This window comes from Marinobacter manganoxydans MnI7-9 (assembly GCF_000235625.1).
GTDB lineage: Bacteria > Pseudomonadota > Gammaproteobacteria > Pseudomonadales > Oleiphilaceae > Marinobacter > Marinobacter manganoxydans.
In genome coordinates this window covers 152,249-177,085 of the sequence record NZ_AGTR01000026.1, presented here as the reverse complement: position 1 = coordinate 177,085, position 24,837 = coordinate 152,249, and the positions used below count along the sequence as shown (strand labels likewise).

The following is a 24,837-nucleotide window of genomic DNA, read 5'->3' as shown; positions in this document are numbered from 1 at the left end:
GCCTGAAGGAGCTGCGCGGTTGCGCGGCGAACCGTCACTGATTCGCTGTCCTGCCAACCATCAAGTCGGGAGCGAGCTGCCTGGAGATCGCCCTCGCGGATATTAACAAGTGCCGCGAGAGTATCTGCATTTTGAGCGAGCTCCGGGTTTTCCTCACCGATTCCGACAAGCCATTGCTCCAGTTCTGCAAGGGAATGGTTTTGAGCGTAAATCTGGCCAGCTTGCTGGAGGGGCTGGATAGCGTCTGGTGTGATCCTGGCAGCATCCAACAGCTGTGTAATGGCCTTGTCATTTTCACCATTCTGCGTATAGAGCATGGCAAGGGCGATTTTTGGTGCCTGCAGCTGAGGGTCTTCGCTCACCAGGGATTCCAGGCGCTGGGTTGCTTCAGCGAGGTTGCCCATGCGGGCATCGGCCATGCTGGCCAGAAGCACCGCTCGGGGTTGATCACCGTAGCCATTTAGCAAGGAGTCCCGAATTTCTTCGGCCTCAGTCGTTTCACCTTGCTGAATCAGCAGGTTCAGGTAGGTGCCAGTGGTATTCCAGTCTGCGGGGTTTGCGGTAAACGCCATTCGCAGCTGCCCCAGCGCCTGTTCGGGCTGGTTTTTCCGGATATGATGTTGGGCAAGAGCGAGTCTCAGACGAACCCGCTCAGGTTCGTTACTGATCGCTTTGCTGAGACTGGCCACGCCCGCTTCTTCGTGCTCCGGGAGGCTCAGCGCGAGAATGCCGTGCATGGCAAGCAAGTCATTGTCGTTTGGCCTTGCTTTGATTGCCCGGTCCAGATCCCGAAGTGCCTGTTCACGGTCGCCAGCGTCAATCTGAGCCATGGTGGCCGCGCGAATAAACTGGGTGGGGGTGGTTTCCGGGTCCAGGTTTTCTGTCAGTAGGCGCGTGCCTTCCTCCAGATCTCCCGTGCCGGCAGTCAGAGCGCCCAGCATAAGGGCCACTTGCTCGTTGTCCGGATCAAGCTTGAGCATGTCCCTGAGGGTGGCTTTGGCTTCCTCGATGTTGCCATCCCTGATGGCAGCTATCACCGCATTTCCCTGTTCCTGTGCGCCGGTATCCAGGTTTTCCGCCAGTATTCTGTTATATACCTGTGCCTCGGTAATCTTACCTTGCTCTGTCAGCACCCGGGACAAGGAAGTAAGGATATCTCGGCGGATTGGTAAGAAAACATCGGTAGTTGGGATGACGGTAACGGCATCTGTGAGGGTTTCAGAGGCAACCTCCAGTTGATTTTCGCGGTATTGCGCAACGCCTTTCCAGTACAGTGGGGCAGGATGTTTTCCATTGGCGGCTACCCACTGCTCAACCGCTTCAATCGCCTGGCCTGTCTGGTTCATGTCGAGATGGCTTCTGGCGAGACCAGTAATGGCCTTCACGTTTGAGCTGTTGCTATCGGAGAGGTTTCTGAACAGGGCCAGCGCTTCGGGAACTTCTCCCGAAAGCCTGAGTGCTTCTGCCCGGATTAGCGATGCTTCGAGCTGCTCTTCGGGGGAGCCGGGCGTGTAAGTTGCCAGGGTTTCCGTTGCCGATAATTGCTTGCGTTGATTTACGTAGGCTCTTGCAAGGGTGAGGGCAACCGATTCAGTATGCTCTTCCAGCCAGGGCTGCAGGAGTTCGGACGCCTGTTCGTAGGCCCCGATATCAAGATACAGTTCAGCCAGTCGTACGATGTGTTCAACATTGTTTGGGTCTGTCTGGATGGCGTTGCGAACCTCCAGCAATGCCGAACGATATTGGCCCTGGTCAGCATAGGTTTCTGCCCGGGAAATATGGGACGTGGCTTCCGACGAATCAGGGCTGTTATTGCAACCGGTCATGATGAATGGCAGCGGCAGCGCAAGCGCACTTAGCAACAGCAGGCGTGGCAGGGATTTGGGCGTCTGTTTCCATGATTTCATTATTTTTTGACTCCTTGAACTTGTTCGAGCAAACCTCGTGACCGTCGGTTTCGTTTACACCCCGGGTGCTTCGGCTGATGTGTCTATCTGGTATTTGTCGGTGAGGTTGTACAGGGTAGGGCGCGTAATACCAAGAAGTCTCGCTGCCTGTGCCATATTAAAGCCCGTAGTATGCAAAGCCTGGTTAATGGCCTGGCGTTCTGCCCGTTCTCTCACCTGACGAAGATTAATGTGGCTGGGGGCTGCCGGTTCTTCGCAGGTCAGTTCCAGGTCATCGGCTGTTACTCGTTTGCCGTCGGCCATAATGGTGGCTCGTTTGATTTTGTTGATCATTTCTCGCACGTTGCCGGGCCAGGCATAGGTGTTGATGGCGTTTATTGCGTCCTCGCTGAACGCGAGGTTAGGCCTGTCCATGTTTTTGCCCAGGGATTTCAGTAACGATTGGGCAATCACAAGGGCATCCCCCTCACGTTCCCGCACCGCCGGGACGTCCAGTGTAATTTCACTGATTCGGTAATAAAGGTCTTCCCGGAACTCGCCGCTGTCGATCAGTTGCCGCACGTCGCGGTGAGTTGCACAGACAACACGAACGTCCACGGGGATCGGATTGACCGACCCAACCCGGTCGACAACGCGTTCCTGAAGAAAGCGAAGTAACTTGGCCTGCAGGGCCATGGGCATGTCGCCAATCTCGTCCAGGAACAGGGTGCCGCCATTGGCGCTCTCTATTTTGCCTTTTTTGGCCTGGGTCGCGCCGGTGAACGAACCCTTTTCGAAACCAAAAAGTTCGCTCTCCAGAAGGTTTTCAGGAATAGCGGCGCAGTTAATCGCGGCAAAGGGCTTGTCGACGCGAGGGCTCAGATCGTGGATGGCCCGGGCGAGAAGTTCCTTGCCGGTTCCGGTTTCCCCGGTTATGAGGGTTGTTACGTCTGTGGGGGCGACTTTCTCAAGAGTCCGGCATATGGCCAGCATCTGTGGGCTGGCAGCAACAATACCTTTGATGTTGGCGTTATTGCCCCTGCGGGCCAGTTCCCGGTTCTCCCGTTCGAGTTCGGCCAGCCGGAAAGCCCGGTTAACAACGAACGTGAGGATATCTGCGTCCAGGGGTTTCTGATAGAAGTCGGAAGCGCCCATGCCGACGGCTTTTACTGCATTCTCTTTGTCCTCACGCCCGGTTACCACTACCACTTTGGTCATCGGGGAAAGGCGGAGGATTTCTTCAAGGAGCTTGAAGCCTTCGGAGGCGCCACCCGGATCAGGCGGTAGGCCAAGGTCTAGAGTGACCACATCGGGTTCTTCTCTTCTCAAAGCCGCCAGAGCTGACTCACGTTCCGACGCCACGGTTACCTCAAGGTCTTCACTGAAACACCAGCGCATCTGGCTCTGCAGGCCTGGATCATCCTCTACGATCAAGAGTTTTCTAGTCACAACAGCACCAAGTCCTTTTTTCGGAAGTTTCCTTATTATTGATTCTTAACTGAACATTGACACTTTGCAATGCCGGTTTTCGGTACTCGTCTGAGGCGGCAACTAATTGGCGTTTTCGGTGGGGCTCTCAGCGCCAGAAACTGACCGGAATGGCATTTCCGGGAGCTGTGTCAGCTTCGCTTCCGCCAGGGGAATCCTGACCGAAAAGCAGGAGCCAAGCCCGGGTTCACTGGTAACATCAATGTTGCCGCCAATTTTCTGGATGTATTCTCTGGCCTGGTAAGCGCCAATGCCCATGCCAGTCAGCCCCTTGGTACTTTCAAAGGGTTTGAAGAGTTGGCCTTTGATAAATTCTTCTGTCATTCCACTGCCTGTGTCCTGAATGAACAGCACCACGTTACCTTTGGCTATTTTCAGATTCAGAGCGATTTCACCTTCTGGCGGTGTTGCATCCTGGGCATTCTGGATAAGATGCCCGAGAACACTGCGGAGCTGCTCAGAATCCGCTCTGATCATTACCTGCGGGGGGCTGCCCTCAAGATTCGGTGCAGGCAGCCGGTGTTGATGATGAGCGATCAGGTCCTGCACCAGTTGCGTAAGGTTGATGGGTATTTGTTGGCTGTCGTTTTCGGCGGCGGGTTTGCGTATATGGTCGACCAGGTTCGACATCTTGCGGACGGCATGTTCAGTGGTGTTGATCATGTCATCTATGAACGCCGGGTTATTCCTGTGTTTCGGGGCATTTTTCACGAGCAAGGATAGCTGGGCGATAACCGTTTTCAGGTCGTGGACCATAAACGCCGAGGCTTTGCTGACCGCTTCAAACTGCATGGCACGGGAAAGGCGATTCTGCGCATCGGCTTGGGCCAACAGGTTGGTAGTTTGGCGCGCAACCACTTTGATCAGATCAAAATTCTCCCAATTCAATTCCACCCGGGCGTAGGGGTTGCCAACCAATGCCATGCCATAGAGCTCGTTGCCTAAGTAAAGAGGGATTATTAGCCAGCCGTCGGGCGTCTTTGAGATTGCATCAGGTATTTCTAGAAGGTTGTAACTGACGGGATCTACTTTGTACTCATGGAGGTCGACAATCCACTCGCGATTCTGAAAAAAGCGCACCAATTCCGAATCGTTATCGATCATGGTGTGTTTAGGTACAGAAAGGTTGACGGCCGCCTTGAGGATGTAGGCGTCCTGTTCACCAATTAGCCAGATCGCACCGGAATTGCTCTCAACTAAACCCGCCAGCATGCGGATTACACGCTGAGGTAATGGCGGCTCATCACTCAGGTCTGCGAGTTCCCGAGTCATTTTTAGCCACTCTTCCCGGTAGTCGTATTTGTAGTCAAAGAAGTTCTGACTGATAAGCACCATGAGTTTGGAGCGTATTCGGCGCGAAAGCAGAAGTGTGACCAGGAATACCAGTGAAATCGTAAAAAACAGGACTTGGAGCGCGTCTCCCCAGTCACCCCCAATGACGCGTACGTAGTAGCCCCCCAGTGCCAGGAACAGGAGGTAACCCCCAGCGAAAATGAGTGTGCCGGCGTGAAAGACAGCTGACCGTGACAGATGAAAGTCTATCGGTTGTTTGCGAGTATTGATGACGTTGACGGCGAATAGCGGCGTGAGTAGAGCGTTTACAAAGCCACGGGCGTTCCAGAATGAGTCGGCGACCTGGCCGAACAACAGGGCGTCGGCATACATGAAAAAATCGAAGGCAAAAATCGTGGCAACGCCTATGCATATATATTTTATGCTGGAGCGGCCGAAACTTGGGGAGTTACGCCAGATCTGCTCGACCAGGGACAAACCGAGTAGGGAAATACCAACCTGACCGAGAAGCTTGACTTTGCCGGTAGCTATGTTGATCTGTGCAAAGTGCTCTGCGAGTCCAATCCCCACCAGAACAACAAGCAGTGTTGCTGCGGTCGCGCCGATGACTTGTCTTACTTTTCCAGTGAGTTTGCTTTCGCGGAGCCCATCTTTTAATAGCGCGAATAGCAAGTAAATCCAGGAAGCGTCCCGTAACAGTTCAATGAGGTAACGGAGATTGAACCCCGGGTATCCCCAAAGGCTTTGGCTGACAAGTGACGCTGCCCAGATTGCAGTTACAGCAGCTGCGAACGCGAGCGCCCGATCGACGCCGCGACGCAAATAGCGAGTGGCTACCAGCATGGCCAGTAGACCGAACGTAATCGCTGCCAGCGAGTAGCTGAGTACGTCCATGTTGCTAAACATGCCTTGGCACCCCGAAAGAAGAAATCCCTGTCTAAAGAATAGTCTTGTTTAAACTCCAGCGTAACTAATGTAGCTACTGTTGACTAAAGCGGCCTCTTGTTCTCCCGATAAAACCGGAAAATCTCCTTCAGCGGCCGCTTCGGCTCAAATCCGAACTCATTAGCAAACGCCCGCCCGTCAATCACCACCGGGTATTTGAAGAACGCCATCAGATAGGACGGAAAGCTCTTCAGTTTCAAGGTGCCGAGTATCATCTTCGGAACCATGGGCGGAATGGAGGGCACCTGGATTCGCTTGCAGCCACAGAGCTTGAGCGCGTGCTGATAGGCCACCCAGTCCTGCGGGGCCACGTTGTACACGCCACGTGTCGGTTTTTTATACGCAAGCACAATGGCATCGGCCATGTCATCGATGTGGATAAACTGCATCATGGGCGAAAAGCCCGCCAACACGGGTGCGCGTTCGCTGGCCAGCAATGTGCTGATGGTGTTGCGTACGCCAGGGCCCACGATGTTGCAGGGGCGCAGGATGGTGATGTTCAGTTCCGGGTAGCGCCACAGGTAGATGTTGGCCAGGTTCTCCAGTTCCACGGAGTCGATCAGGTCGGCGCTGAGCCCTGCGCTCTTGAGGGGCGCCGCTTCGTCGATTAGTGCGGGATTGTAGGCCACCGCTCCGTAAACATGGAACGTTGAAAGCACGACCACTCGTTTGATGCCGTACTTGTGGCTCAGGTCCAGAAGCTTCTGGGTGCCGAGCACATTGGCGTTGTAGCGCCGCATGCGGGTGAGCTGGCTGGACATGATCCGGCCCATGTGGATCACGCCATCGAACTCATAGCGCCGGAACAGATCCTCGAACACCCGCTTGTTGAAATCGATGCAGTAGCTGGGGATGTCGTCGCCCAGGTAGACCTGTTCACGGAAATCCACCGCGACCAGGTCGCAGGTATCCCGAAGCTGTTCGATAACTTTCTGGGCGAGGGCACCGGCGGCACCGGTGATCAGAATGTGCGGTCTGCGTTGTTCGCTCATCAGAAAAGCCTTTTCCTTTCGCTCAATCCCTTGTCGATCAACCGGCTGATTTCCGCCTTGACCTTCTCTACGCGTTCGGTGACCTTTTCTTCGGGAATTTCCAGGTCGTCGAAGTACATCGGGGCTCCGAAGTTCAGGTGTACCTTCGCCGGCAGAACCACGGGCATGGCCACCGGGGCGTAGGGAATGCCCAGGGCTTTTGCCAGGGGCTTTATGTTAGCGATGGCCGGGATGGTTTCCTCGCAACCCACCACACCCACGGGCACGATCGGCGCCTTGTATTTCATGGCCAGGTGCATGAATCCGTTGCCAAACCGTTTGAGCTGGTAGCGGTCGTGGTAAAGCTTGCCCGAACCTCGAATGCCTTCGGGGAAAACAATCACGGCTTCGTTATTCGCGAGCATTTTGGCGCAGTTGACTGGGTCTCCAAGTACAGCGCCAACTTCATTCAGCAAATTGCCCAGCCAGGGCACGGTTGGAAAAAAGCGTTCAATCATGGCCCTTGGAATGCGGGCATCTTTTTCCCGCGAAGCAAGGGCATAGCCAATCAGCAGGCCGTCGATAGGAAGCTGGCCACTGTGATTGGCAATAATGAGCACCGGCCCCTCGGCGGGAATGTTTTCCACCCCGTGCGCTTGTACCCGGAAGTACTTTTCGTAAATCTGTTTGGTGAGCGAAAGCCCGTACTTCATGGCTTCGTTGTTGTAACCCCAGGGGTCGTAACCCAGGCTCCCGATGGGTTTGCGGATGCGATTGATATGTTGATCCAGTTCCGCGGGAACGAGTCGGGATTTCAGAAACGATGCCAGGCTCATGATTTCCTTCCAATGAATACGCCTAATGTGTGGCTTTGCCCGTTATTAAGCACCCGATAATCGCTGGCTGCATTGGCGGTTTCGACGCACAGCATGGACTGCCAGGCCGACTCGGGAAAATCCGATAGCTTGGCCGCCTTGGCTGGGCCGGGGTTCCAGACCACCGTTGAGTCACTGCCTACGGCTGAGAGCTTGCGGCCAGTTCGGGGTGTCACAACCGTAAGGGGTTCGCCGCTCTCGTAGATGCGGTCGGTTTCGCCGTCGAAATACACAGGGCCTTCCTGGTTGCGGTATTCCCAGTTATCCAGGGTGTCGATGTACTGGCTGTTTCCGAGGCCCAGCACTCGAGTGCGGGTTATGTCGCTGGTCGGCAAATAAGTATGGAGCGCCTGGGTAAAGGCCAGCGGATCGTTCCCCAGGTTCGTGGTCGTCAAAGCCAGTTGGCATCCGCGGATGGAGAAGCTGAAGGTGAGCAGGGCGAGCGCATGCCCAATCCAGACATCACTGAAATCTTCATTGGCATCCAGGGACAGGCTGATTTCCACCTCGTGGGCGTTCTCCCGGACATCTTCCAGCTTCCAGAGCGCGGTACGGGCAAACCCGTGGGCTTGGTCGGTCTGGATGCGTTTCCGCACTTCCGGCGCGTTGCGGGCCGGATGGCCAAACCAGGGCCAGCACAGGGGGATGCCGCCGCGGATGGCTCGACCGGGTTCGTACCGGGCCGCTGGGCTCATCCAGAGCCAGTCAGATTCGTTCTGAGGTTTGAAGCTTGCCAGATGAGCGCCCTGAATAAACACGGTGGCCTGGAACAAAGGATGGTGGACCTCAAGAGCTTCCAGTTGCCCGATCGTTTTCCAGCGCGTGAAGGACCACTGGCCCGGCGAAAGTGAGAGCGGTGGCCTGTTACTGCTTTCTGACATGGTTAGCTACTGAGTGAAACCGGTTAAGTGTATTTGCCTACACAGAGAGTAAATTAAAACTGCCGCTGCGGCGAGAATTGCGCCTAAAATACGTTCAAATTCAGTACGAGGCCTGCCGATGGAAACGCCGGTAATCATTCCGATCAATGATCCCCTTATCACACCTTTGCACAGCGCCCAGGATGCGGTGGCGGGCAGTGATGTGCAGTTGATGCATCTCACGCCGGACCAACAGGCGCCGGTGTCTGAGGACTGGCTGGATGAACTGGCTTCGGGGCTGAGCGAGCACGGCTGGATGTCGCTGGATGTGAGGGCGCGGCTGGGCGCCAACCTGTTGGCGGCGCTGAAACAGGAAGTGCAGATTCTGGACCGTACCGATGCCATGAAAAAAGCCGGCATCGGGCGCGGGCGTGATCTGGTGCGAGACCGGTCGGTGCGGCGTGACAAGATTGCCTGGCTGCAAGGCATTACAGCTCCTCAGGCCGCGCTGTTCGAGTTTTTCGAATCCATTCGCCAGGGTCTGAATCAAAGGCTGTTTCTGGGGCTGAAGCGATTCGAGACTCATTATGCTACCTACCATTCAGGTGATTTCTACAAACAGCATCTGGACAGTTTCAAGGGCAGGGCATCCCGGGTGGTGAGTCTGGTGCTTTATCTGAATGAAGATTGGCAGGCAACTGACGGTGGCGCCCTTGAGGTTTTCAACCGAGACAATGATCAGGAAGTGTGCGGAACCGTGTTGCCCGAGGCAGGACGAATGGCCCTGTTCATGAGCGAGGAAGTGCCTCACGAGGTGTTACCGGCAAACCGCACTCGCTACAGCCTGGCCTGCTGGTTCCGCCAGGATGAAGTGCCGCTGCCTTTACAAGGATGATGGTAGCGGGCGTGCTGATTTGTCATTGTAGTGTGCAAACCCTTTTGCTAATATGCGCGCCGCTTTCGGGGAATTGTCCCGGAACGCCGTTATGGTGGCTCCATTGGTGCCTCCGCAACATGAAACCGTGAACCCGGTCAGGCCCGGAAGGGAGCAGCCGCAGCGGTGGAATTGTGTGCCGGGGTGTCGCTGATGGAGTCACCCCCAGTTTTCTTTCCTCTCCTGTTTTTTCTTCTGATTATCCTTGATAGCCATGAGCTTATGTGCGGCACTTGTGCGTGCGTTTCCGGGATCAAGTCTGCTTCTTCTGGATCTTTGTCCGTGCTAAGGTTAAACCCGTTTTTCACTGCAGTTGGCGGAACATGAGCTACCAGGTACTTGCCCGTAAATGGCGCCCACGCACTTTCGATGATATGGTGGGCCAGGAACACGTGCTCCAGGCGTTGATTCACGCCCTGGAAAGCCAGCGTCTTCATCATGCTTATCTGTTCACGGGGACCCGTGGGGTAGGCAAGACCACCATTGGGCGTCTGCTTGCACGCTGCCTCAACTGCGAAACCGGCGTAACCCCGAACCCCTGCGGTGAATGCTCGAGCTGCCAGGAGATTCAGGAAGGCCGGTTTGTGGATCTGATTGAAATCGACGCCGCGTCCCGGACCGGCGTTGATGATATGCGTGAGCTGACGGATAACGTCCAATATGCGCCCACGCGTGGCCGCTACAAGGTGTACCTCATTGACGAGGTGCACATGCTGACGAATCAATCGTTCAACGCTTTCCTGAAGACCCTTGAAGAACCGCCGGAACACGTCAAGTTCCTGCTGGCAACGACCGATCCCCAGAAACTACCGGTCACAGTGCTGTCCCGGTGCCTGCAGTTTAATCTCAAACGCATGACGCCGGAGCACATCGCAGGCCATCTGCGTCATGTACTGGGTGCCGAGGAAATTCCATTTGAGGAACCGGCCCTGTGGCTCCTGGCCCGGGCGGCCGACGGCAGTATGCGCGATGCCTTGAGCCTCACCGATCAGGCTATCGCCTTTGGCAACCAGAAGCTGTCCGCCAGTGATGTCAGTAATATGCTGGGGACGATTGATCAGCGGGATATTGAACGCATTGTGAATGCACTCGTTGAAGGCGACGGCCCGGCCTTGCTGGCGGAAATCAGCCGGATTTCGGACTTTGCACCGGATTACAGTGTGATCCTCGCCGATCTGCTATCGCTCTTTCACCGGGTGACCATGGAACAGGTGGTTCCGGGCAGTGCCGATAACGCCCTCGGTGATGCCGAGCAGGTCCAGGCGCTGGCTCGCAAGCTCAGTGCCGAGGATGCCCAGCTTTTTTACCAGTCTGCGCTGATCGGGAGGAAAGACCTTACCATTACGCCGGATGCCCGGATGGGGTTCGAAATGACCCTGCTCCGGATGCTTGCCTTCCGCCCCGGGGCTGACCGGCGCGAGCCGCCGGCCATAAGCTCCGGCGGTCAGTCTGCGGCCTCCGAGCCACGGGATGAGCCCGACCCGGCGCCGACTCCGCAGGTAGAGCAAAAACAGCCGGAACCGCAGCCCGAACCCACGCCTGAGCCTGAACCCGAGATGCCGGCCGCTCCACCCGTTGCGGATGAGGATGCATCCTGGCTGGCCAGTCTGGATGCCCAGGCCGAGGCCGCTGGAGAGTATGAAGAGAGCTATCCTTTAAGCGACGAAGCTCCAGTTACCGAAGAGCCAGCAACTGCAGTTGCCGCGGAGCCTGTTGAACAGGCGGCCCCGGCTCCGGAACCCGCGTTTGTGGAGCCCGATCCAGCGATAGAACCTGCAGTTGAGCAGGCGCCTGAGCCTGAGGGCGAATTCGTCTGGCACCGTGATTTCCGGAGTCTTGGCATTGTGGGCATGCCCGGTAATCTTGCCAGTCACGGCGCCATGTCCCGAGATGGCGATGTGATTACGCTGACCATTGATGAGGGGCACGCCCGGCTGTTGAACAGCAGGCACGAGGAAAAGATTCTGGCTGCCTTGAGAAACTGCTTTGGCGACTCCATTCAGTTACGTACAGAGCAGGGCAATCCCGGGCCAGACACCCCTGCGGCTTATGAGGAACGCCAGAGAAAGGCGCGGCAGGAAGCCGCAGAGGCGTCCATTCGCAGGGATCCGGTCGTAAAGTCTATTGTTGAACGATTCGAGGCGCGGGTAGTGGAAGACAGTATCCGGCCGGCAGAGACAAGCAGGAGATAAGCTATGATGAATAATATGGGCGACATGATGAAAAAAGCCCAGAAGATGCAGGAAGAGATGCAGAAGGCCCAGGAAGAAATCGCCAAGGCCGAAGTGACTGGCGAAGCCGGAGCCGGCCTTGTCAAAGTCACCATGAACGGCCGTCACGACGTTCGTAAAGTGGACATAGACTCGTCCCTGATGACTGAGGAAAAAGATATTCTGGAAGACCTTCTTGCCGCTGCGGTGAACGATGCCGTGCGGCGCGTCGAGGAAAACCAGAAAGAGAAAATGTCCGGTATGATGTCCGGCATGGGCCTGCCGCCCGGTTTCAAGATGCCGTTCTGAATTCCATCCTGCAGCCGTTCGAGGACCTTTCATGGCATTCAGCCCGCTGGTTGATGAGCTTGTAGAATCCCTTCGTTGTCTTCCCGGAGTCGGCCAGAAAACGGCCCAGCGCATGGCTTTCCATCTGCTGGAGCGTGGTCGTTCCGGCGGCACCCGACTTTCTGAGGCGCTGAGCCAGGCCATGAGCGGTGTCCGGCGGTGTGAAAGCTGCCAGAACTTTGCTGACACCGAGATCTGCGGGATCTGTGAAAATCCCCAGCGGCGCACGGGCACCCTGTGCGTAGTGGAAAGCCCTTCAGATCTTCTGGCCATTGAGCAGGCGGGTGACTATCGCGGCGGCTATTTCGTGCTGATGGGGCATCTCTCACCAATTGATGGCGTTGGACCGGAGGAAATCGGCATTGAACGCCTGCTGAAGCGGATCCGCGACGAAGGCGTGACTGAGCTGATTCTGGCGACCAACCCGACGGTGGAAGGTGAGGCTACGGCTCACTACATCGCCGATCGCCTTGATGGCCAGGGCATCCTGATAACCCGTCTGGCCCATGGCATACCGGTGGGTGGAGAGCTCGGTTACGTCGATGGCTTTACCCTGACTCACGCATTCCGCGGTCGCAAACCACTGTCCGATTGAATCTGACCGAATAAACCTACCAGGCACGTTTATGGATATTTCCGCCCAGGCCGCTGTGGCAGTTGAGGTACCCCCGGCTCCGACCAGGATTGACTGGATCCGGGAACCGCAAGCACTGGACAAATGGCTGGATCGGGCACCGGGCAAGCCCCTGGCGCTGGACACCGAATTTGAGCGGGTAAACACCTTTTACCCGATACCGGGGTTGGTTCAGTTGGGCCTCGACGGCGAGTTTTGCCTGGTGGACCCTTCCGTTGCCGAGCAGTCCGGACGATTTCGGGAAGTCCTGGCGGACCCGGACACTCCAAAGCTTCTTTACGCCATGAGCGAAGATCTGGAACTTTTTCGCCAGTGGCTGAATCTTCAACCTGCCGGTGTCATTGATCTTCAAATCGGGGCCGCAATGGCCGGAGCAGGGTTCTCCCTGGGTTACGCGAGGCTGGTGGAAACCCTGTTCGGTGAGACTCTGGACAAGTCCGCCACCCGCTCTGACTGGCTGGCGAGACCGCTGAGCGATGCTCAGCAACGCTACGCGATTGACGATATCCGTTTTCTGGAGCCGATGTACCAGTGGGTCAGTGCTTTACTTCGCGATCGCGGTCTGGAAGCGGCTCTGGTTGAGGAATCGGCGCGCTTTGCCAATGAACTGGCAGGGCAGGAGGATCCCGACAACCATTACCTGAAACTGCGGGCCGGATGGACCCTCTCGGCTCAGCAACAGGGTGTTCTCAAGGAACTGGTGCGCTGGCGTGAGAGGGAGTGCCAGCGGCGGGACCGGCCAAGGAACCGTGTGCTGGCAGATGCACTGTTGATTGCGATCGCGGAAAGGCTGCCAGCGTCCCTGAAGGAACTTTCTAACATTCAGGGAGTACCATCCGGCGCAGTCCGTCGGTATGGCGATACCCTGATTGAACTTGTTAGCCAGGGATCGACCGCGGATAATTCGTCCCTTGAGAGGATTGCGCCACCGTTGTCCCGGGATCAGCAGGGATTCTTTAAACAGTTAAAGCGTCTTTTCAGGAATGCGGCAGAAGATTCTGATATTCCAATGGAATTGTTGGCGCCGAGAAAGCGTTTGGAAAAAGTTGTACAGCAACCGGACCTCGCGCAACACGATTTTTTCCAGGGCTGGCGGGCGCAGATTCTTGCTCCGGTTCGCGCTGATATCGAGGAATTACTGAAGTCATGAAAGAGCGGGAATTTGTCTCTGTGTTCCGGAGCAGCAAAAAGAAGGATACCTACCTTTTTGTTCGGCGCGGACAGAAGTGGGAGGAGCTTCCCGAGAGCCTCCGGGGTATTTTCGGTCAGCCGGTTCATTCCATGGATCTGGTTCTGACGCCCGACCGCAAGCTTGCGAGAACTACCGGAAAGCAGGTTCTGGAAGCCATTGGCGAGAAAGACTTTTTTCTGCAAATGCCGGAAGAGCAGGAAGGGTACGTGGTGGACTTCAAGCGCAAACTGGATCAGCGCAATCCATGATTGCCCAGGTGCCGTTCTGGCAACGCAAGCGCCTGCATGAGATGACGCCTGAAGAATGGGAGTCTCTTTGCGACGGTTGCGGAAAGTGCTGCCTGAACAAATTGGAAGACGAAGACACCGGCGAGGTCTACCACACCGATCTGGTGTGTCGTTATATGAACGAAGAAACCTGCCAGTGTTCCGTTTACGAAGAGCGGCTTCAGAAGGTGCCGGGTTGCACGGTACTGACACCCGGTACCGTCAACGACTACCATTGGTTGCCGTACACCTGCGCTTACCGCACCCTGGCTGAAGACCGGCCGCTGGCCGATTGGCATCCCTTGCGAAGCGGGGATCCGGATTCGGTGCACGAAGCAGGCGTTTCGATCCGTCACAAGGTGATTTCAGAAGACCGCGTGCCGGAAGAAGACTGGGAAGAACATATCATTCACTGGATCCTGTAATGATTGATACCGATGCACAAATGGCCTACGGGATTTTCTGGGCCGCCTACGCTATAGCCTTTGTCGTGTTCTTTTACATGATGAAGAGCCTGATCCGTTTTCTACCTTTTTATGGAGTGCGGACCCTGATTCTCGCCGCCCTGGTGGCCTTGCTGCTCACGCCGGTTGAATCACCCGATCTGGCCGGTTGGTGGATTCCGGCCTGGCTGTTCGGCGGCTATGAAATGATTCTTGGCGACGCCGACGCTTCAGGTCGGGCCGTGTTTAACCTGGGGCTCGCCGGCTTGGTCATGCTGCTGGTCTGGGTGTTGGATCTGGTTCGCTACCGTCTTGTTCGTAAATAGCGCGAAAAAGAAAAAAGATAAGGATGGATGCCTTGAGAGAGATGACATCGAGATGGTTTGGGCTGGTTGCAATTTGCTTCGTGCTCAGTCTGCCAGCCGGGCTGAATGCCCAGGAGAGCGACGATGTTCAACTGCCGGAGCAGTCGGACGTCCGGATCATAGTCGACATCTCGGGCTCCATGAAAGACACCGATCCGGAGAACCTGCGACAGCCCGCCGTGCGTCTGCTGGCCCGGCTGTTGCCAGAGGGGGCCTCCGCGGGTGTCTGGACCTTCGGGCAATATGTCAACATGCTGGTGCCGCACCGTGAGGTGACCAACGCATGGCGGGAAATGGCCATTCAGCGCTCAGCTCAGATTAACTCGGTCGCACTCAGAACAAACCTTGGCGCGGCTATTGAGACAGCCAGCGATGATTATTTCACAGACGGCGATCTGAGCCGGACCCACTTCATACTGCTGACCGACGGCAAGGTCGATATCTCCGACGATCCTGCAAAGAATACCGCAGAGGAAACTCGTATTCTGGATACGATTGTCGCTGATCTCATCGAAAGGGGCGCTACCTTTCACCCCGTAGCTCTCTCTGAGGCCGCCGATACCGACTTTCTGAAAGCGTTGGCGACAGACTCCGGCGGTCGTTTCCAGGTGGCGGATACAGCAGATGCGCTGAACCTGGCATTTCTTCAGGCATTGAATACCGCGGTCCCACAGGAGCAGATTCCCATTGAGGGCAATGGCTTTACTGTGGACGAGGGCGTTCGTGAGTTTACCGCCCTGATTTTCTGGGGCGAGTCTGAAACCTCTGCCACCCGGGAGCTTGCCCTCGTGCGCCCGGACGATCGGGTCGTTAATCTTTCGGAGTTTCCCGACAACGTCCGGTGGGCCAGGGAAGCCGGTTACGATCTTATTACGGTCAATGAGCCGTTGGCAGGGCAGTGGCGCATTAATGGCGAACTCGGAGAGGGCAGCCGGGTTACGGTCGTTAGCGATCTGAGGATGGTGGTCAATCCTCTGCCTCCATCATTCACATTGCAGGAGCCCCTCAAGCTCCGGGTCGGCTTTTTCGAAGAAGGGGAGAAAATCACTAATCCCGATTTTCTGGGTGTGATTGAGGTCAGCCTCAGTATCACCTCCGAGGATGGCAGAAGTGGAACCAAGGTATTGTCGGGAGAGCAGCCGCCGGAAGACGGCACTTACCGGGATACGGTAAGTCGTTTGCCAGCCGCGGGCCTCTACACCTTTGACGTGGTGGCCGATGGCCAGACCTTCAGCCGCAAGTTCAGCGCCACCGTCGGGTTTACGATGCCTGAAGGGGCTGAGCCGGCTGAATCGCCGGAGTCGGAGGTGACAGAACCGGCGCTCGCTCCTGAGCAGTCTGAACCGGAGCCGCCGGTGTCTGAGCCGGAGCAATCCGGGCCGGAACCGGCGATTACATCGCCCATCGACGTAAGCGAGGTGGAGGAGCCAGAGGCGCCAGCGGTCCAGGAGCCGGAACCGGCCCCTGAGGAGCCGGAAGACGCGGAACCTGCTTTTGCCGTGCCTTTGTGGATGGTCGGCGCAGCCGGCGGTGGGCTTCTCTTCATTGGCGGTCTGGTCTGGTTTGCCATCCGTAAGCGTAAACAGGATCAGCAGGCGCAAGAGAAAGCAGCATCAGAGCGCGAAACACTTGAGGATCTGCAGGACGAGACCGAATTAGAACCCGAACCCGAGCCGGAGGCAGTCTCAGAGCCGGAAGAGGACGTCGAAGCCGAGGAAATCCCTGAGGTAACCGAGGAAGCATTTGAGGACGATATGTCTGAGCTGGAGGCCGTCATTGATGAACATGAGGCCGCTCTGAAGTCGGAAGATGAAGCGCTTACGGAACCAGAGATTGAACCGACCGACGAACTGGAAGAGGACATCCCGGTAGCGGATACCCCGGTGGAGGAAGAGCCTGGCGAGTTGGATGAGGATATCCCGGAGCTGGAGGATATTGCCGATCCGTCCGACGCTGATGGGCCGGAAGATGATGATGAGGAGGAGTTCGGGCTTGAAGATTTCGATCTGTCCGAATTCGACGATTTACCCGATTATGATCAGGACGAGTCCGGATTGCCCGAGGACGACTCGAAGAAAAAACCTGACCAGAAAGACCAGAAAAAGTAACCAACAGGAACCAGACCATGAAGTTTACCGGTACCGAGAAGTACGTAGCCACCGATGACCTGCAAATGGCCGTCAACGCAGCGATTGCGCTTCAGCGCCCGCTGTTGATCAAGGGCGAGCCGGGCACCGGGAAAACCCTGCTGGCCGAGGAAATGGCCGCCGCCCTCGGGATGAGACTGATTCCCTGGCACATCAAGTCCACCACCAAGGCTCAGCAGGGCCTGTACGAGTACGATGCGGTTTCCCGTCTGCGGGACTCCCAGTTGGGTGATGAAAAGGTCAAGGACATCAGCAACTACATCGTAAAGGGCAAGCTTTGGGAGGCCTTTGAGGCTGATGAGCAGGTTGTGTTGCTGATTGATGAAATCGACAAAGCGGATATCGAATTCCCTAACGACCTCTTGCTGGAACTCGACCGTATGGAGTTCTTTGTCTATGAGACTCAGAAGTTGGTTAAGGCAAAGAAACGCCCGATCGTGGTGATCACCAGTAACAACGAGAAGGAACTGCCGGATGCGTTCCTGCGTCGCTGTTTCTTCCACTACATCAGCTTCCCGGATCATGACACCATGCAGAATATCGTGGATGTGCATTTCCCGGGCTTGCAGCAACAAATCGTTCGCGATGCCCTGGAAGTCTTCTTCGATGTGCGCAAGGTCCCGGGCCTGAAGAAGAAGCCGTCCACCTCGGAGCTGATTGACTGGCTGAAACTGCTGATGGCCGACGAGCTGTCGGCAAAAATGTTGCAGGAGAAGGATACCAGCTCGGCGTTGCCGCCTCTGTACGGTGCCCTGGTGAAGAACGAGCAGGATGTGCACCTGTTGCAGAAGCTCGCCTTCATGGCCCGTCGCCGCAGCTGATTCTCGGCAAGATCATTGGCAAGAGTCACGTTTTATGTTGATTGATTTTTTTCTTGAAGTCCGGCGCGCACGGGTGCCTGCCAGTCTGAGGGAGTTTCTGGATCTTCTGGAAGCCCTGCAGAAGCGGCTCGCCTTTGCGGACATGGAGGAATTCTATTACCTGTCCCGTCTTTGCCTGGTGAAGGACGAGCGCCACTTCGACAAGTTTGACCGTGCCTTCCAGGCCTATTTTGAAGGTATCGAGAATCTCGACGACCTGCTGGAAGCCCTGATTCCGGACGACTGGTTGCGGGCGGAATTCGAGAAGCACCTTTCTGAGGAAGAGAAGGCCAAGATCGATTCTCTCGGCGGCCTTGAGGAGCTGATCGAAACCTTCAAGAAACGGATGGAAGAGCAGGAGGAGCGCCACGCCGGCGGCAACAAGTGGATCGGCACTGGCGGCACCTCGCCATTCGGGGCCAACGGCTACAACCCGGAAGGCTTCCGGATTGGCCAGAAAAAAGGCCGCCACGGCAGGGCCGTGAAAGTCTGGGAAAAGCGCGAGTTCAAGGATCTGGACGACAGCGTGACCCTCGGCATTCGCAACATCAAGGTGGCGCTGAGGCGGCTGCGTAAATTCGCCCGACAGGGCGCAGCAGATCAGCTGGATATGGACGATACCATTCGTTCAACGGCCCGCAATGCCGGATACCTGGACCTGAAGATGGTGCCCGAACGGCATAACGCGGTAAAAGTGCTGATCTTCTTCGATGTGGGCGGGTCCATGGACCCTCACGTTCGCGTGTGCGAGGAGCTGTTCTCGGCCGCCCGGCTTGAGTTCAAGCACATGGAATATTTTTACTTCCACAATTTCATTTATGAGAGTGTCTGGAAGAACAATATCCGCCGGATGAACGAAACCACCAGCACCTGGGATATTCTTCACAAGTACACGCCCGACTACAAAGTGATCTTTGTCGGCGACGCGACCATGGCACCCTATGAAATTTCCCATCCAGGTGGCTCGATTGAGCACTGGAACGAGGAAGCAGGCGCCACCTGGTTCCAGCGCATCACCGAGCACTTCCGTAAGGTCGTCTGGATCAATCCGCTCCCGGAGAGTTACTGGGGTAGCGGTGGTTCGTTGGGTATGACCAGGCAGCTCGTTAACGATCACATGTACCCGTTAACGGTTGAAGGCCTTGAGTCGGCCATGAAGCAGCTGAGTAAATAAAAAAAGCCGATGCGGTTGAGGGCATCGGCAAAGCTCGGCATATCAAGCGGGTTTGCCTGAAGGCACTCCCGCCGCTTTCCAGTGAGCAAATACAGGGCCACTTGACTTAAAAGCTGCTAAAACAGTCGTTTAAAATTCAACTTATCCTCTGAGCCTTCCTGGCGCCCCGATTTCCCTCCTGACTCTGTCAAATAACTCGACACTCTTCCCATTCTTCCGACCGCTTAAGCTTTCGCTGTACGTTTTCCATTTGGTGATCTGTATACCGTTCTTGGCGGTTACCAAGTGTTACGCTTTCTGCCGATCTGTTACAGAAGTTTGCATGAGTTACAGAAGCTACAAAGGCAGGAGGCTTATGTTCGGCTCACAACAATCACAAAGGCGCCGGATAGAACACCAAAGGTTAGTGCGCATCGGGGCTCTGGTTATGGCATTGCTGGCTGCCTCTGCTGCAGCCGCCGACGGGCTTGACGAGGAACTCGAACGCCTGAATGCTGAAATCGCCAGCCATTCCGAGCGCGTATTCGCCCTTGAGCAGAAAGTCCTGCATCCAGCCAATACCAGACTGGCAGTTTTCCTGACACTTCAAAGCCGGGATGCGCTCGATCTTGATTCCGTCGAGCTCTTCCTGAATGGCCAACCTGTCGCTTCCCACCTGTATTCCGATAGAGAGCGGACATCGCTTGAACGCGGCGGAATCCAGCAGTTGTTCACCGGGAACCTGGAAAACGGCGAGCATGAGTTGAAAACGGTGATAACCGCTCGCTCTGCCGATGATGATTTCGTGCGGCGGGAATCCACCCATAAGTTCAGAAAACGCCCCGGCGTACTCCGTTTGCAGATGAGTCTGGAAGCCCGGGCGCCCGATTACGAACCTCGGGTTTCTTTCGTGGAGTGGGAGTAGGGCGCCATGATGCTCCGGGTCCTCCTGTTTGTGTTACCTCTGACTGTTTCCGGCTTTTCCGGGGCGGCCACGCCGGTAATGCCGGATGATGTCCTTTCTGGTCTCAAGCAATTCCGGCAGGCGGGAGAAGTCGGCGTCGATCTTGGGGACAGACGACAGCAAGCGCTCTATGAAGATGCTGAGAAGGCACGAGCCGAAGGCCGCACCGATGAGGCCGGGCGCATCCTGGCCGGTATGAAAGAGGGCTACTGGGCGGCTCTGGGATACCTCAATCTTGCCAGTGATTACGCGAAATCCGATCTTAACCCGGCCAGAGCGCTGGTTGCTCTGCGGGTTGCGTTAGCCATGTCCGATGGTGACGCCGATTCCGAGCGTAGCCAGCATCTGGAGAATAATCTGTTGGTACGTGCGGGCTACCTTGCCTACCAGCACGGCGAATTCGATAAAGCGATCGGCTTTCTGGAGAAGGTCGATCTCGACAGTTTCAACACGCCGCGGGCCCTTTACCTGCACGGCTTGGCGCTGACAGAAAAAGGCAATCACCGGGCCGCTATGCAGAGCTGGCATCGAGCGAGGAAATATCCTTTGGCCTACCCGGGAGTTGCCGACGCATGGATAGGGATGGGGCGCGGCTACGATCTCTCCGGCTATCTCGGGCAGGCTGGAGAAGCCTACCTTGCGGCCAACGCTGCGTTCGAGAGTGAACGGGTCACGCTTCGTAAACTTGCCGGCAAGATTCGCGAACAGGGCGCCTACAAAACCCTGGTGGAAGATGCCAGGGAGACCGGGGTTGACTGGTTTCTTGCCGACAGCCGCACCTTGACTCAACCGCGAATGGCCTATCTTCTTGGCTTCATGGAGGACCCTGGCGTCCAGAGGGCCGCAGGGCGGGTGGCAGCCCTTCGTTCGATGGCGGTAAAACTTGAACGCCACGGTCACGATTTGGAGGTGTTTCAGGGCGCTCTGAAAGAACAGCTGGTCGGCATCCATCAGCAGGAATCCAGGCAAAGCACCGCTGATCTTAATGCGCGGGGGGCGGAGCTCGGTGCACGGCTGCTGCGCCTCGCGGATAGCGCCGGTCCCGGCCAGCAAGCCCGTATCGAGGCTCTTCGGAAAACCCTGTCGGATGCCCAGACCCGATTGAGCCAGGTCCAGAGCAAGGCATCGGGGCAACCGGAAATCCTGGAACGGTTACGTCGCTCAGCCGAAGCACTGACAGAGCGCAACGAAGCGCTGTTGCTGGCGGTTCGTCAGTTGCTTGAAGCATCTGAAACGGCGTTGGACGATTTGGCTCTCGACTATGTCGAAGCGAGGGACCAGCAGATGGCCTTCGCACTGGACAAAACCGAACAGCAGATTGCTCACCTGTATGAATACCTCGCCCTTCAGAACCTGGAGGAGACCCAGCCATGATCCGGCCGTTTCAGAGCTTCTGCCTTTCCTTACTTATGGTTGCGCCGGTTGTGGCCCAGGAATCTTTCCGTGTGGAACTGGGCCGGGACGGCGAGACCATCGGGGATATGCGCCCGGTGTTCCTGACCTTTGAAAGCCGGCCCATGCCGGCAATCTCGCCTTCGGAAGTTGCCCGCCGTTACCATCGCCTGTTCCGCACATCCGACGAACCAGAGGTCCGGATTGATGCCCTAAACCGCCTGAGCAATATCCGGGACCGTTCAGGTGAAGACATAGGGTTTTCTCCGGCCGAAGAGGAAAGGGTCTACAGCGAAGCGATCAGCAGCTACGAGTCCATTCTGGCGCGCGGCTCCTATGGTGGGCGGCTGGATGAACTGCTTTACCAGATGGCCAAGGCCCATGCCCTGACGGGACAGCAGGATGCGTCGATCCAGAGGCTGAAACAGCTGGTGGGGCTCTACCCTGATTCGCCTCTGGTACCGGAGGCCCGGTTCCGGTTAGCGGAATCCGCCTTTGGTGCTGGCCAGTACGCTGAGGCAGAAAGCGGCTACCGGCAATTGATTGAATCCGGCGACAGCGAAGAGTTCAGCACCAAGGCCCGATACATGCTTGGCTGGAGCCAGTTCAAACAGGGCCCGTCTGCATGGAACAGGGCCGCAGGCACGTTTGTCGAGGTTCTGGACGAGTTTCTGCCGCAGGAACAGAGCCTTGCGTCGGTCAGTGAATCCAGTGTTGATACCATCGACGATACCTTCCGGGTGCTGGCATTGATGGCGGCCCGAAAGGGTGGGCCGGACACCCTCATTGCGTGGCTGGATAAGGCCCAGCCGCGCCCCTGGGAACACCTGTTGTTCGACCGGCTCGCGGATTATTACGCCATCCAGGGCGAGACCAGGGCCAGTGTTGCCGCTAACCGGGCCTTCATCGAGTCTTCCCCGAATCACCATTCCGTTCCCGCCTTTCGGTTGCAGGTGGTGGATGTCTGGCAAGGGGGGGGTGACGCGGAGCGGGTTCGTACGGCCCGGGCCCGATTCGTCCACAGCTATAGCCTGGATTCCGCCTTTGCCGGGCTGAATGGGAGCCAGCAGGACAAGTGGCGGAGCTTCAGCAGACGGCTGGCGGACTATCACTATGATTTGGGCGCCCGCTCGGCGGAACAGGGGCAGGTTGCAAACTCTGAGTCTGCCTTTGCACAGGCTGCCACTTACTATGAAGGATTGGCGCCCCGGGTTGCCCAGAGCGGTGAGGTCTTGCGCCTTGCCGGGGATGCCCGATTGCAGGCGGGCCACTTTCCGAAGGCGCTGGCGAACTTTCGCAAGGCTGCCTATGAGGCGCCCGGTTACAGTGAGGCAGCAGATGCTGCCTGGGCCGCCGTCACTCTGTTGCGAGACGGCATCGACCAGCAGTACGGGGCTGCAGCGTTCAGGCCTGGTCTGGAGGATCTTTCAGACGAAGCCGATCGTTTTAACGAGCGATACGCGGGTGATAACAGGGTTTCCGGCCTGATGGCGGATCTGGCTGCCCGTTGGCTTGCTGCCGGCGAGCATGAGCGGGGGTTGCACTATGCTTCGCAGGTTCTTACCGCCCCCGGGGCATCGCCGGCAGAGCAATACGCTGCTTGGCAGGTAACGGCCCGGATCCGCCAGAAAGAGGGCGATTATGGACTGGCGGAACGTGCCTGGAATCAGGCGCTGGATCTTGCCGAGAGCGATCAGCTCAAGGATGTGACTGGCGACCAGCTGGCGGCGATTCGCAGGCAACTGGCGACAGCTGTCTATCGCCAGGGGGAAGTGGCAGCATTCCAGGGCAGGCTCGGAGAGGCTGTGGGTCATTTCCGGCGGGTTGATTCAGTGTTACCCGGCTCGGAAATCGCCATCCGGGCCCGTTACGACGCCGCCAATACCTTGCTCAAGGCATCGGACTGGACAGCCGCTGTTGTCGACCTGCAAGAGTTCCGCACCGACCACCCGCAACATGATCTGACTGCGGGTATCAGTGAAAAGCTGGTACACGCCTGGATTCAGTCCGATAAACCCACCCGGGCGGCATCCGAATTGCTGCAGGCCGCTGAAAATCATGCCAACCCCTGGCAATTGCGGCTGCGGGCTTCGGAATTGCTGAATGAGGCCGGCAATGTAGCGGAGCGGAATGCCCTGTACAGGGACTATCTTGCTACCGGCCCGAAGGCTGGCGACGGATCTGAACATGAGCGCCTGCAGACCTTCCGTTATCGCCTGACAGAAACTGGTGACGATCCGGATCACTGGCGAGAAGCACTGGTGCAGTCAGAACTGGGCAGCGCCTGGCACAGTGCCGACACCCTTGAGTGGGCATCCCGGTCTTCTCTGGTGCTTGGCGCCCGTGCGGCTGCCGCGTTTACCAGCATCAGCCTGAGTAAGCCTCTGGAACAATCTCTGGCGCGCAAGCAGAAGGCACTGGAAACCGCTCGACAGCGATTCCTGGACGCCGAAGCCCTCGGCGGCGAGCGCGTTCTGTCTGAATCGTTGTTTCGCCGGGCAGAGCTCTACCGGGGCCTGGCCAAAGACCTGATGACGTCAGCCGTACCTTCGGACCTGAATGAGCTTGAGGCCATGCAGTACCAGATGCTGCTTGAAGAAGAAGCGTATCCCTTCGAAGAGAAGGCCATTCAACTGCACACGGAAAACCACCGCCGGATTACATCGGAGGGCTATGACGCCTGGATAGGTCGAAGCCTTGGCGTTCTTGCGGAACTGCACCCGGGACGCTACGAGCGGAGTGTCAAATGGCTCAGCTGGAACATGGAGTCTAACGATGGGGTGTAATCCGTTACGTAAAGAAGGGCTGCGTTGGGCATTCCTGCTGCTGGTGTTTCTCACCGGTTGTGCCGGTCAGGAAGTCCGGCAGCCACAGGAGCCGGTCAAAGCCGATCCGGAAATGGCGGCAAGCTTTGAAAAGGAAGGGCGCAAGGCCTTCGAAGAAGGTCGCAAAGGTGCAGCGGCGAAAGCCTGGCAGAAAGCCGTGGAATTGGACCCCACCAATGCCGTGACCGTGAACAATCTGGCGCTGGTCCTGAAGGATCAGTACCGGTTCGCCGAAGCCGTGAAATTACTGGAAACAGGCATTTCCCATTCACCGGATGTAGCGGAGCTGCATTTCAATCTGGCGGTGATTGCCGAACTCTATCTGCTGGATCTGAAAACAGCCCTCACGCACTACAACCGGTACCGGGAACTGACCAAAGCAGACGACCAGGAGGTGGCCGGGTGGATTGCGGACCTGGAAAGGAGGCTGGAATAAATGATTGGTAGCCGGAAAACCTCTAAAAACCTCTTTAACGCGCTGCTGTTGGCAGGCCTTCAGGTGTTGTTCGTCAACCAGGCGCAGGCGGATCAGGATGACACTCTCAGGCTCAGTGTTGAGGGCCTGTCTGCAAGTCTTGGCGAAGACGAGCCCCGGGTACTTTACATATTGCCCTGGCAGGCGCCGAGCCTGCCAAAACGACCAAGGGCGAACCTGAATGACGAGGCGCCGGAACTGGTCCGTCCGGCTGACCCGGTCGCCCTGGAGCGGCACCGTCTGTTTCGCGAAAACCTCAACCCTCTGATCCTGAGTCCCCTCGGAGACTCAGCAGTGACTGCGAAGTAATA

General features: G+C 56.9%; 22 protein-coding genes and 1 other RNA gene. 17 read left to right on the top strand and 6 right to left on the bottom strand.

Going from position 1 to position 24,837, the window contains the following annotated elements; all coding sequences use genetic code 11:
• From KYE_RS07165 to KYE_RS07140, 6 genes are all read right to left on the bottom strand, one after another.
• On the bottom strand, positions 1–1,907 hold a 1,907-nt coding region (locus tag KYE_RS07165; protein WP_008171865.1), incomplete at its 3' end, for a tetratricopeptide repeat protein.
• Between the two features lie 54 nt (positions 1,908–1,961).
• Positions 1,962–3,335 carry a PEP-CTERM-box response regulator transcription factor gene (gene prsR / locus KYE_RS07160; RefSeq protein ID WP_039881894.1) on the bottom strand — a complete coding sequence of 458 codons (1,374 nt, stop codon included), beginning with the start codon at positions 3,333–3,335 and terminating at the stop codon, positions 1,962–1,964.
• Between the two features lie 102 nt (positions 3,336–3,437).
• Positions 3,438–5,573 carry an XrtA/PEP-CTERM system histidine kinase PrsK gene (prsK, locus tag KYE_RS07155; RefSeq protein ID WP_008171861.1) on the bottom strand — a complete coding sequence of 712 codons (2,136 nt, stop codon included), beginning with the start codon at positions 5,571–5,573 and terminating at the stop codon, positions 3,438–3,440.
• An 83-nt stretch (positions 5,574–5,656) separates the two neighbouring features.
• A complete protein-coding gene (locus KYE_RS07150; RefSeq protein WP_008171858.1) occupies positions 5,657–6,604 on the bottom strand; it encodes an SDR family oxidoreductase in 948 nt (315 codons plus the stop codon).
• Entirely contained in the window at positions 6,604–7,419 is an 816-nt protein-coding gene (locus KYE_RS07145; RefSeq protein WP_008171856.1) for a lysophospholipid acyltransferase family protein, read from the bottom strand. Before KYE_RS07145 ends, KYE_RS07150 begins: the two co-directional genes overlap by 1 nt.
• Entirely contained in the window at positions 7,416–8,339 is a 924-nt protein-coding gene (locus KYE_RS07140; protein ID WP_008171854.1) for a D-hexose-6-phosphate mutarotase, read from the bottom strand. Before KYE_RS07140 ends, KYE_RS07145 begins: the two co-directional genes overlap by 4 nt.
• 118 nt (positions 8,340–8,457) lie before the next feature.
• On the opposite strand from KYE_RS07140, the gene KYE_RS07135 reads away from it, so the two are divergent.
• From KYE_RS07135 to KYE_RS07060, 17 genes are all read left to right on the top strand, one after another.
• The gene (locus KYE_RS07135) at positions 8,458–9,213 is read left to right on the top strand and encodes a 2OG-Fe(II) oxygenase (protein WP_008171851.1); all 756 of its coding nucleotides are present in this window, start codon (positions 8,458–8,460) and stop codon (positions 9,211–9,213) included.
• 101 nt (positions 9,214–9,314) lie between these two features.
• Positions 9,315–9,411, top strand: an RNA gene (ffs, locus tag KYE_RS21075) — signal recognition particle sRNA small type.
• A gap of 164 nt (positions 9,412–9,575) precedes the next feature.
• Positions 9,576–11,444, top strand: a complete 1,869-nt coding sequence (gene dnaX, locus KYE_RS07130) for a DNA polymerase III subunit gamma/tau (RefSeq protein WP_008171849.1) — start codon at positions 9,576–9,578, stop codon at positions 11,442–11,444.
• Positions 11,445–11,447: 3 nt separating this feature from the next.
• Positions 11,448–11,771: a YbaB/EbfC family nucleoid-associated protein gene (locus tag KYE_RS07125; RefSeq protein ID WP_008171847.1), complete on the top strand. Its 324-nt coding sequence runs from the start codon at positions 11,448–11,450 to the stop codon at positions 11,769–11,771.
• Positions 11,772–11,802: 31 nt separating this feature from the next.
• Positions 11,803–12,405: a recombination mediator RecR gene (gene recR, locus KYE_RS07120; protein ID WP_008171846.1), complete on the top strand. Its 603-nt coding sequence runs from the start codon at positions 11,803–11,805 to the stop codon at positions 12,403–12,405.
• A gap of 31 nt (positions 12,406–12,436) precedes the next feature.
• A complete protein-coding gene (rnd, locus tag KYE_RS07115) occupies positions 12,437–13,594 on the top strand; it encodes a ribonuclease D (protein ID WP_008171843.1) in 1,158 nt (385 codons plus the stop codon).
• Positions 13,591–13,884 carry a YcgL domain-containing protein gene (locus tag KYE_RS07110; protein WP_008171841.1) on the top strand — a complete coding sequence of 98 codons (294 nt, stop codon included), beginning with the start codon at positions 13,591–13,593 and terminating at the stop codon, positions 13,882–13,884. The genes rnd and KYE_RS07110 overlap by 4 nt, the downstream gene beginning before the upstream one ends.
• Positions 13,881–14,327: a YcgN family cysteine cluster protein gene (locus KYE_RS07105; protein WP_008171840.1), complete on the top strand. Its 447-nt coding sequence runs from the start codon at positions 13,881–13,883 to the stop codon at positions 14,325–14,327. Before KYE_RS07110 ends, KYE_RS07105 begins: the two co-directional genes overlap by 4 nt.
• On the top strand, positions 14,327–14,671 hold the full coding sequence (locus KYE_RS07100) for a hypothetical protein (protein WP_008171839.1): 345 nt from the start codon (positions 14,327–14,329) through the stop codon (positions 14,669–14,671). The genes KYE_RS07105 and KYE_RS07100 overlap by 1 nt, the downstream gene beginning before the upstream one ends.
• A 41-nt stretch (positions 14,672–14,712) precedes the next feature.
• A complete protein-coding gene (locus tag KYE_RS07095) occupies positions 14,713–16,818 on the top strand; it encodes a VWA domain-containing protein (protein ID WP_100169469.1) in 2,106 nt (701 codons plus the stop codon).
• Positions 16,819–16,835: 17 nt separating this feature from the next.
• Positions 16,836–17,678, top strand: a complete 843-nt coding sequence (locus tag KYE_RS07090; RefSeq protein ID WP_008171837.1) for an AAA family ATPase — start codon at positions 16,836–16,838, stop codon at positions 17,676–17,678.
• A 34-nt stretch (positions 17,679–17,712) separates the two neighbouring features.
• Entirely contained in the window at positions 17,713–18,891 is a 1,179-nt protein-coding gene (locus tag KYE_RS07085; protein ID WP_008171836.1) for a vWA domain-containing protein, read from the top strand.
• Between the two features lie 427 nt (positions 18,892–19,318).
• Positions 19,319–19,795 carry a hypothetical protein gene (locus KYE_RS07080; RefSeq protein WP_008171835.1) on the top strand — a complete coding sequence of 159 codons (477 nt, stop codon included), beginning with the start codon at positions 19,319–19,321 and terminating at the stop codon, positions 19,793–19,795.
• 6 nt (positions 19,796–19,801) lie between these two features.
• Entirely contained in the window at positions 19,802–21,208 is a 1,407-nt protein-coding gene (locus tag KYE_RS07075) for a hypothetical protein (RefSeq protein WP_008171834.1), read from the top strand.
• A complete protein-coding gene (locus tag KYE_RS07070; protein WP_008171833.1) occupies positions 21,205–24,012 on the top strand; it encodes a tetratricopeptide repeat protein in 2,808 nt (935 codons plus the stop codon). The genes KYE_RS07075 and KYE_RS07070 overlap by 4 nt, the downstream gene beginning before the upstream one ends.
• Positions 24,002–24,487: a tetratricopeptide repeat protein gene (locus KYE_RS07065; RefSeq protein ID WP_008171831.1), complete on the top strand. Its 486-nt coding sequence runs from the start codon at positions 24,002–24,004 to the stop codon at positions 24,485–24,487. Before KYE_RS07070 ends, KYE_RS07065 begins: the two co-directional genes overlap by 11 nt.
• Entirely contained in the window at positions 24,488–24,835 is a 348-nt protein-coding gene (locus KYE_RS07060; protein WP_008171829.1) for a hypothetical protein, read from the top strand.
• The last annotated feature ends 2 nt before the right edge of the window (positions 24,836–24,837 follow it).

Bases quoted from the DNA above. Each gene is read 5' to 3' on its own strand.
- KYE_RS07065 (WP_008171831.1), top strand. From the start codon at position 24,002: ATGGGGTGTAATCCGTTACGTAAAGAAGGGCTGCGTTGGGCATTCCTG.
- KYE_RS07145 (WP_008171856.1), bottom strand. From the start codon at position 7,419: ATGAGCCTGGCATCGTTTCTGAAATCCCGACTCGTTCCCGCGGAACTG.
- dnaX (WP_008171849.1), top strand. From the start codon at position 9,576: ATGAGCTACCAGGTACTTGCCCGTAAATGGCGCCCACGCACTTTCGAT.
- KYE_RS07110 (WP_008171841.1), top strand. From the start codon at position 13,591: ATGAAAGAGCGGGAATTTGTCTCTGTGTTCCGGAGCAGCAAAAAGAAG.
- KYE_RS07105 (WP_008171840.1), top strand. From the start codon at position 13,881: ATGATTGCCCAGGTGCCGTTCTGGCAACGCAAGCGCCTGCATGAGATG.
- KYE_RS07080 (WP_008171835.1), top strand. From the start codon at position 19,319: ATGGCATTGCTGGCTGCCTCTGCTGCAGCCGCCGACGGGCTTGACGAG.
- KYE_RS07150 (WP_008171858.1), bottom strand. From the start codon at position 6,604: ATGAGCGAACAACGCAGACCGCACATTCTGATCACCGGTGCCGCCGGT.
- KYE_RS07125 (WP_008171847.1), top strand. From the start codon at position 11,448: ATGATGAATAATATGGGCGACATGATGAAAAAAGCCCAGAAGATGCAG.
- KYE_RS07085 (WP_008171836.1), top strand. From the start codon at position 17,713: ATGTTGATTGATTTTTTTCTTGAAGTCCGGCGCGCACGGGTGCCTGCC.
- prsK (WP_008171861.1), bottom strand. From the start codon at position 5,573: ATGTTTAGCAACATGGACGTACTCAGCTACTCGCTGGCAGCGATTACG.
- KYE_RS07090 (WP_008171837.1), top strand. From the start codon at position 16,836: ATGAAGTTTACCGGTACCGAGAAGTACGTAGCCACCGATGACCTGCAA.
- KYE_RS07070 (WP_008171833.1), top strand. From the start codon at position 21,205: ATGATCCGGCCGTTTCAGAGCTTCTGCCTTTCCTTACTTATGGTTGCG.
- KYE_RS07100 (WP_008171839.1), top strand. From the start codon at position 14,327: ATGATTGATACCGATGCACAAATGGCCTACGGGATTTTCTGGGCCGCC.
- KYE_RS07060 (WP_008171829.1), top strand. From the start codon at position 24,488: ATGATTGGTAGCCGGAAAACCTCTAAAAACCTCTTTAACGCGCTGCTG.
- recR (WP_008171846.1), top strand. From the start codon at position 11,803: ATGGCATTCAGCCCGCTGGTTGATGAGCTTGTAGAATCCCTTCGTTGT.
- rnd (WP_008171843.1), top strand. From the start codon at position 12,437: ATGGATATTTCCGCCCAGGCCGCTGTGGCAGTTGAGGTACCCCCGGCT.
- KYE_RS07135 (WP_008171851.1), top strand. From the start codon at position 8,458: ATGGAAACGCCGGTAATCATTCCGATCAATGATCCCCTTATCACACCT.
- KYE_RS07095 (WP_100169469.1), top strand. From the start codon at position 14,713: ATGACATCGAGATGGTTTGGGCTGGTTGCAATTTGCTTCGTGCTCAGT.
- KYE_RS07075 (WP_008171834.1), top strand. From the start codon at position 19,802: ATGATGCTCCGGGTCCTCCTGTTTGTGTTACCTCTGACTGTTTCCGGC.
- KYE_RS07140 (WP_008171854.1), bottom strand. From the start codon at position 8,339: ATGTCAGAAAGCAGTAACAGGCCACCGCTCTCACTTTCGCCGGGCCAG.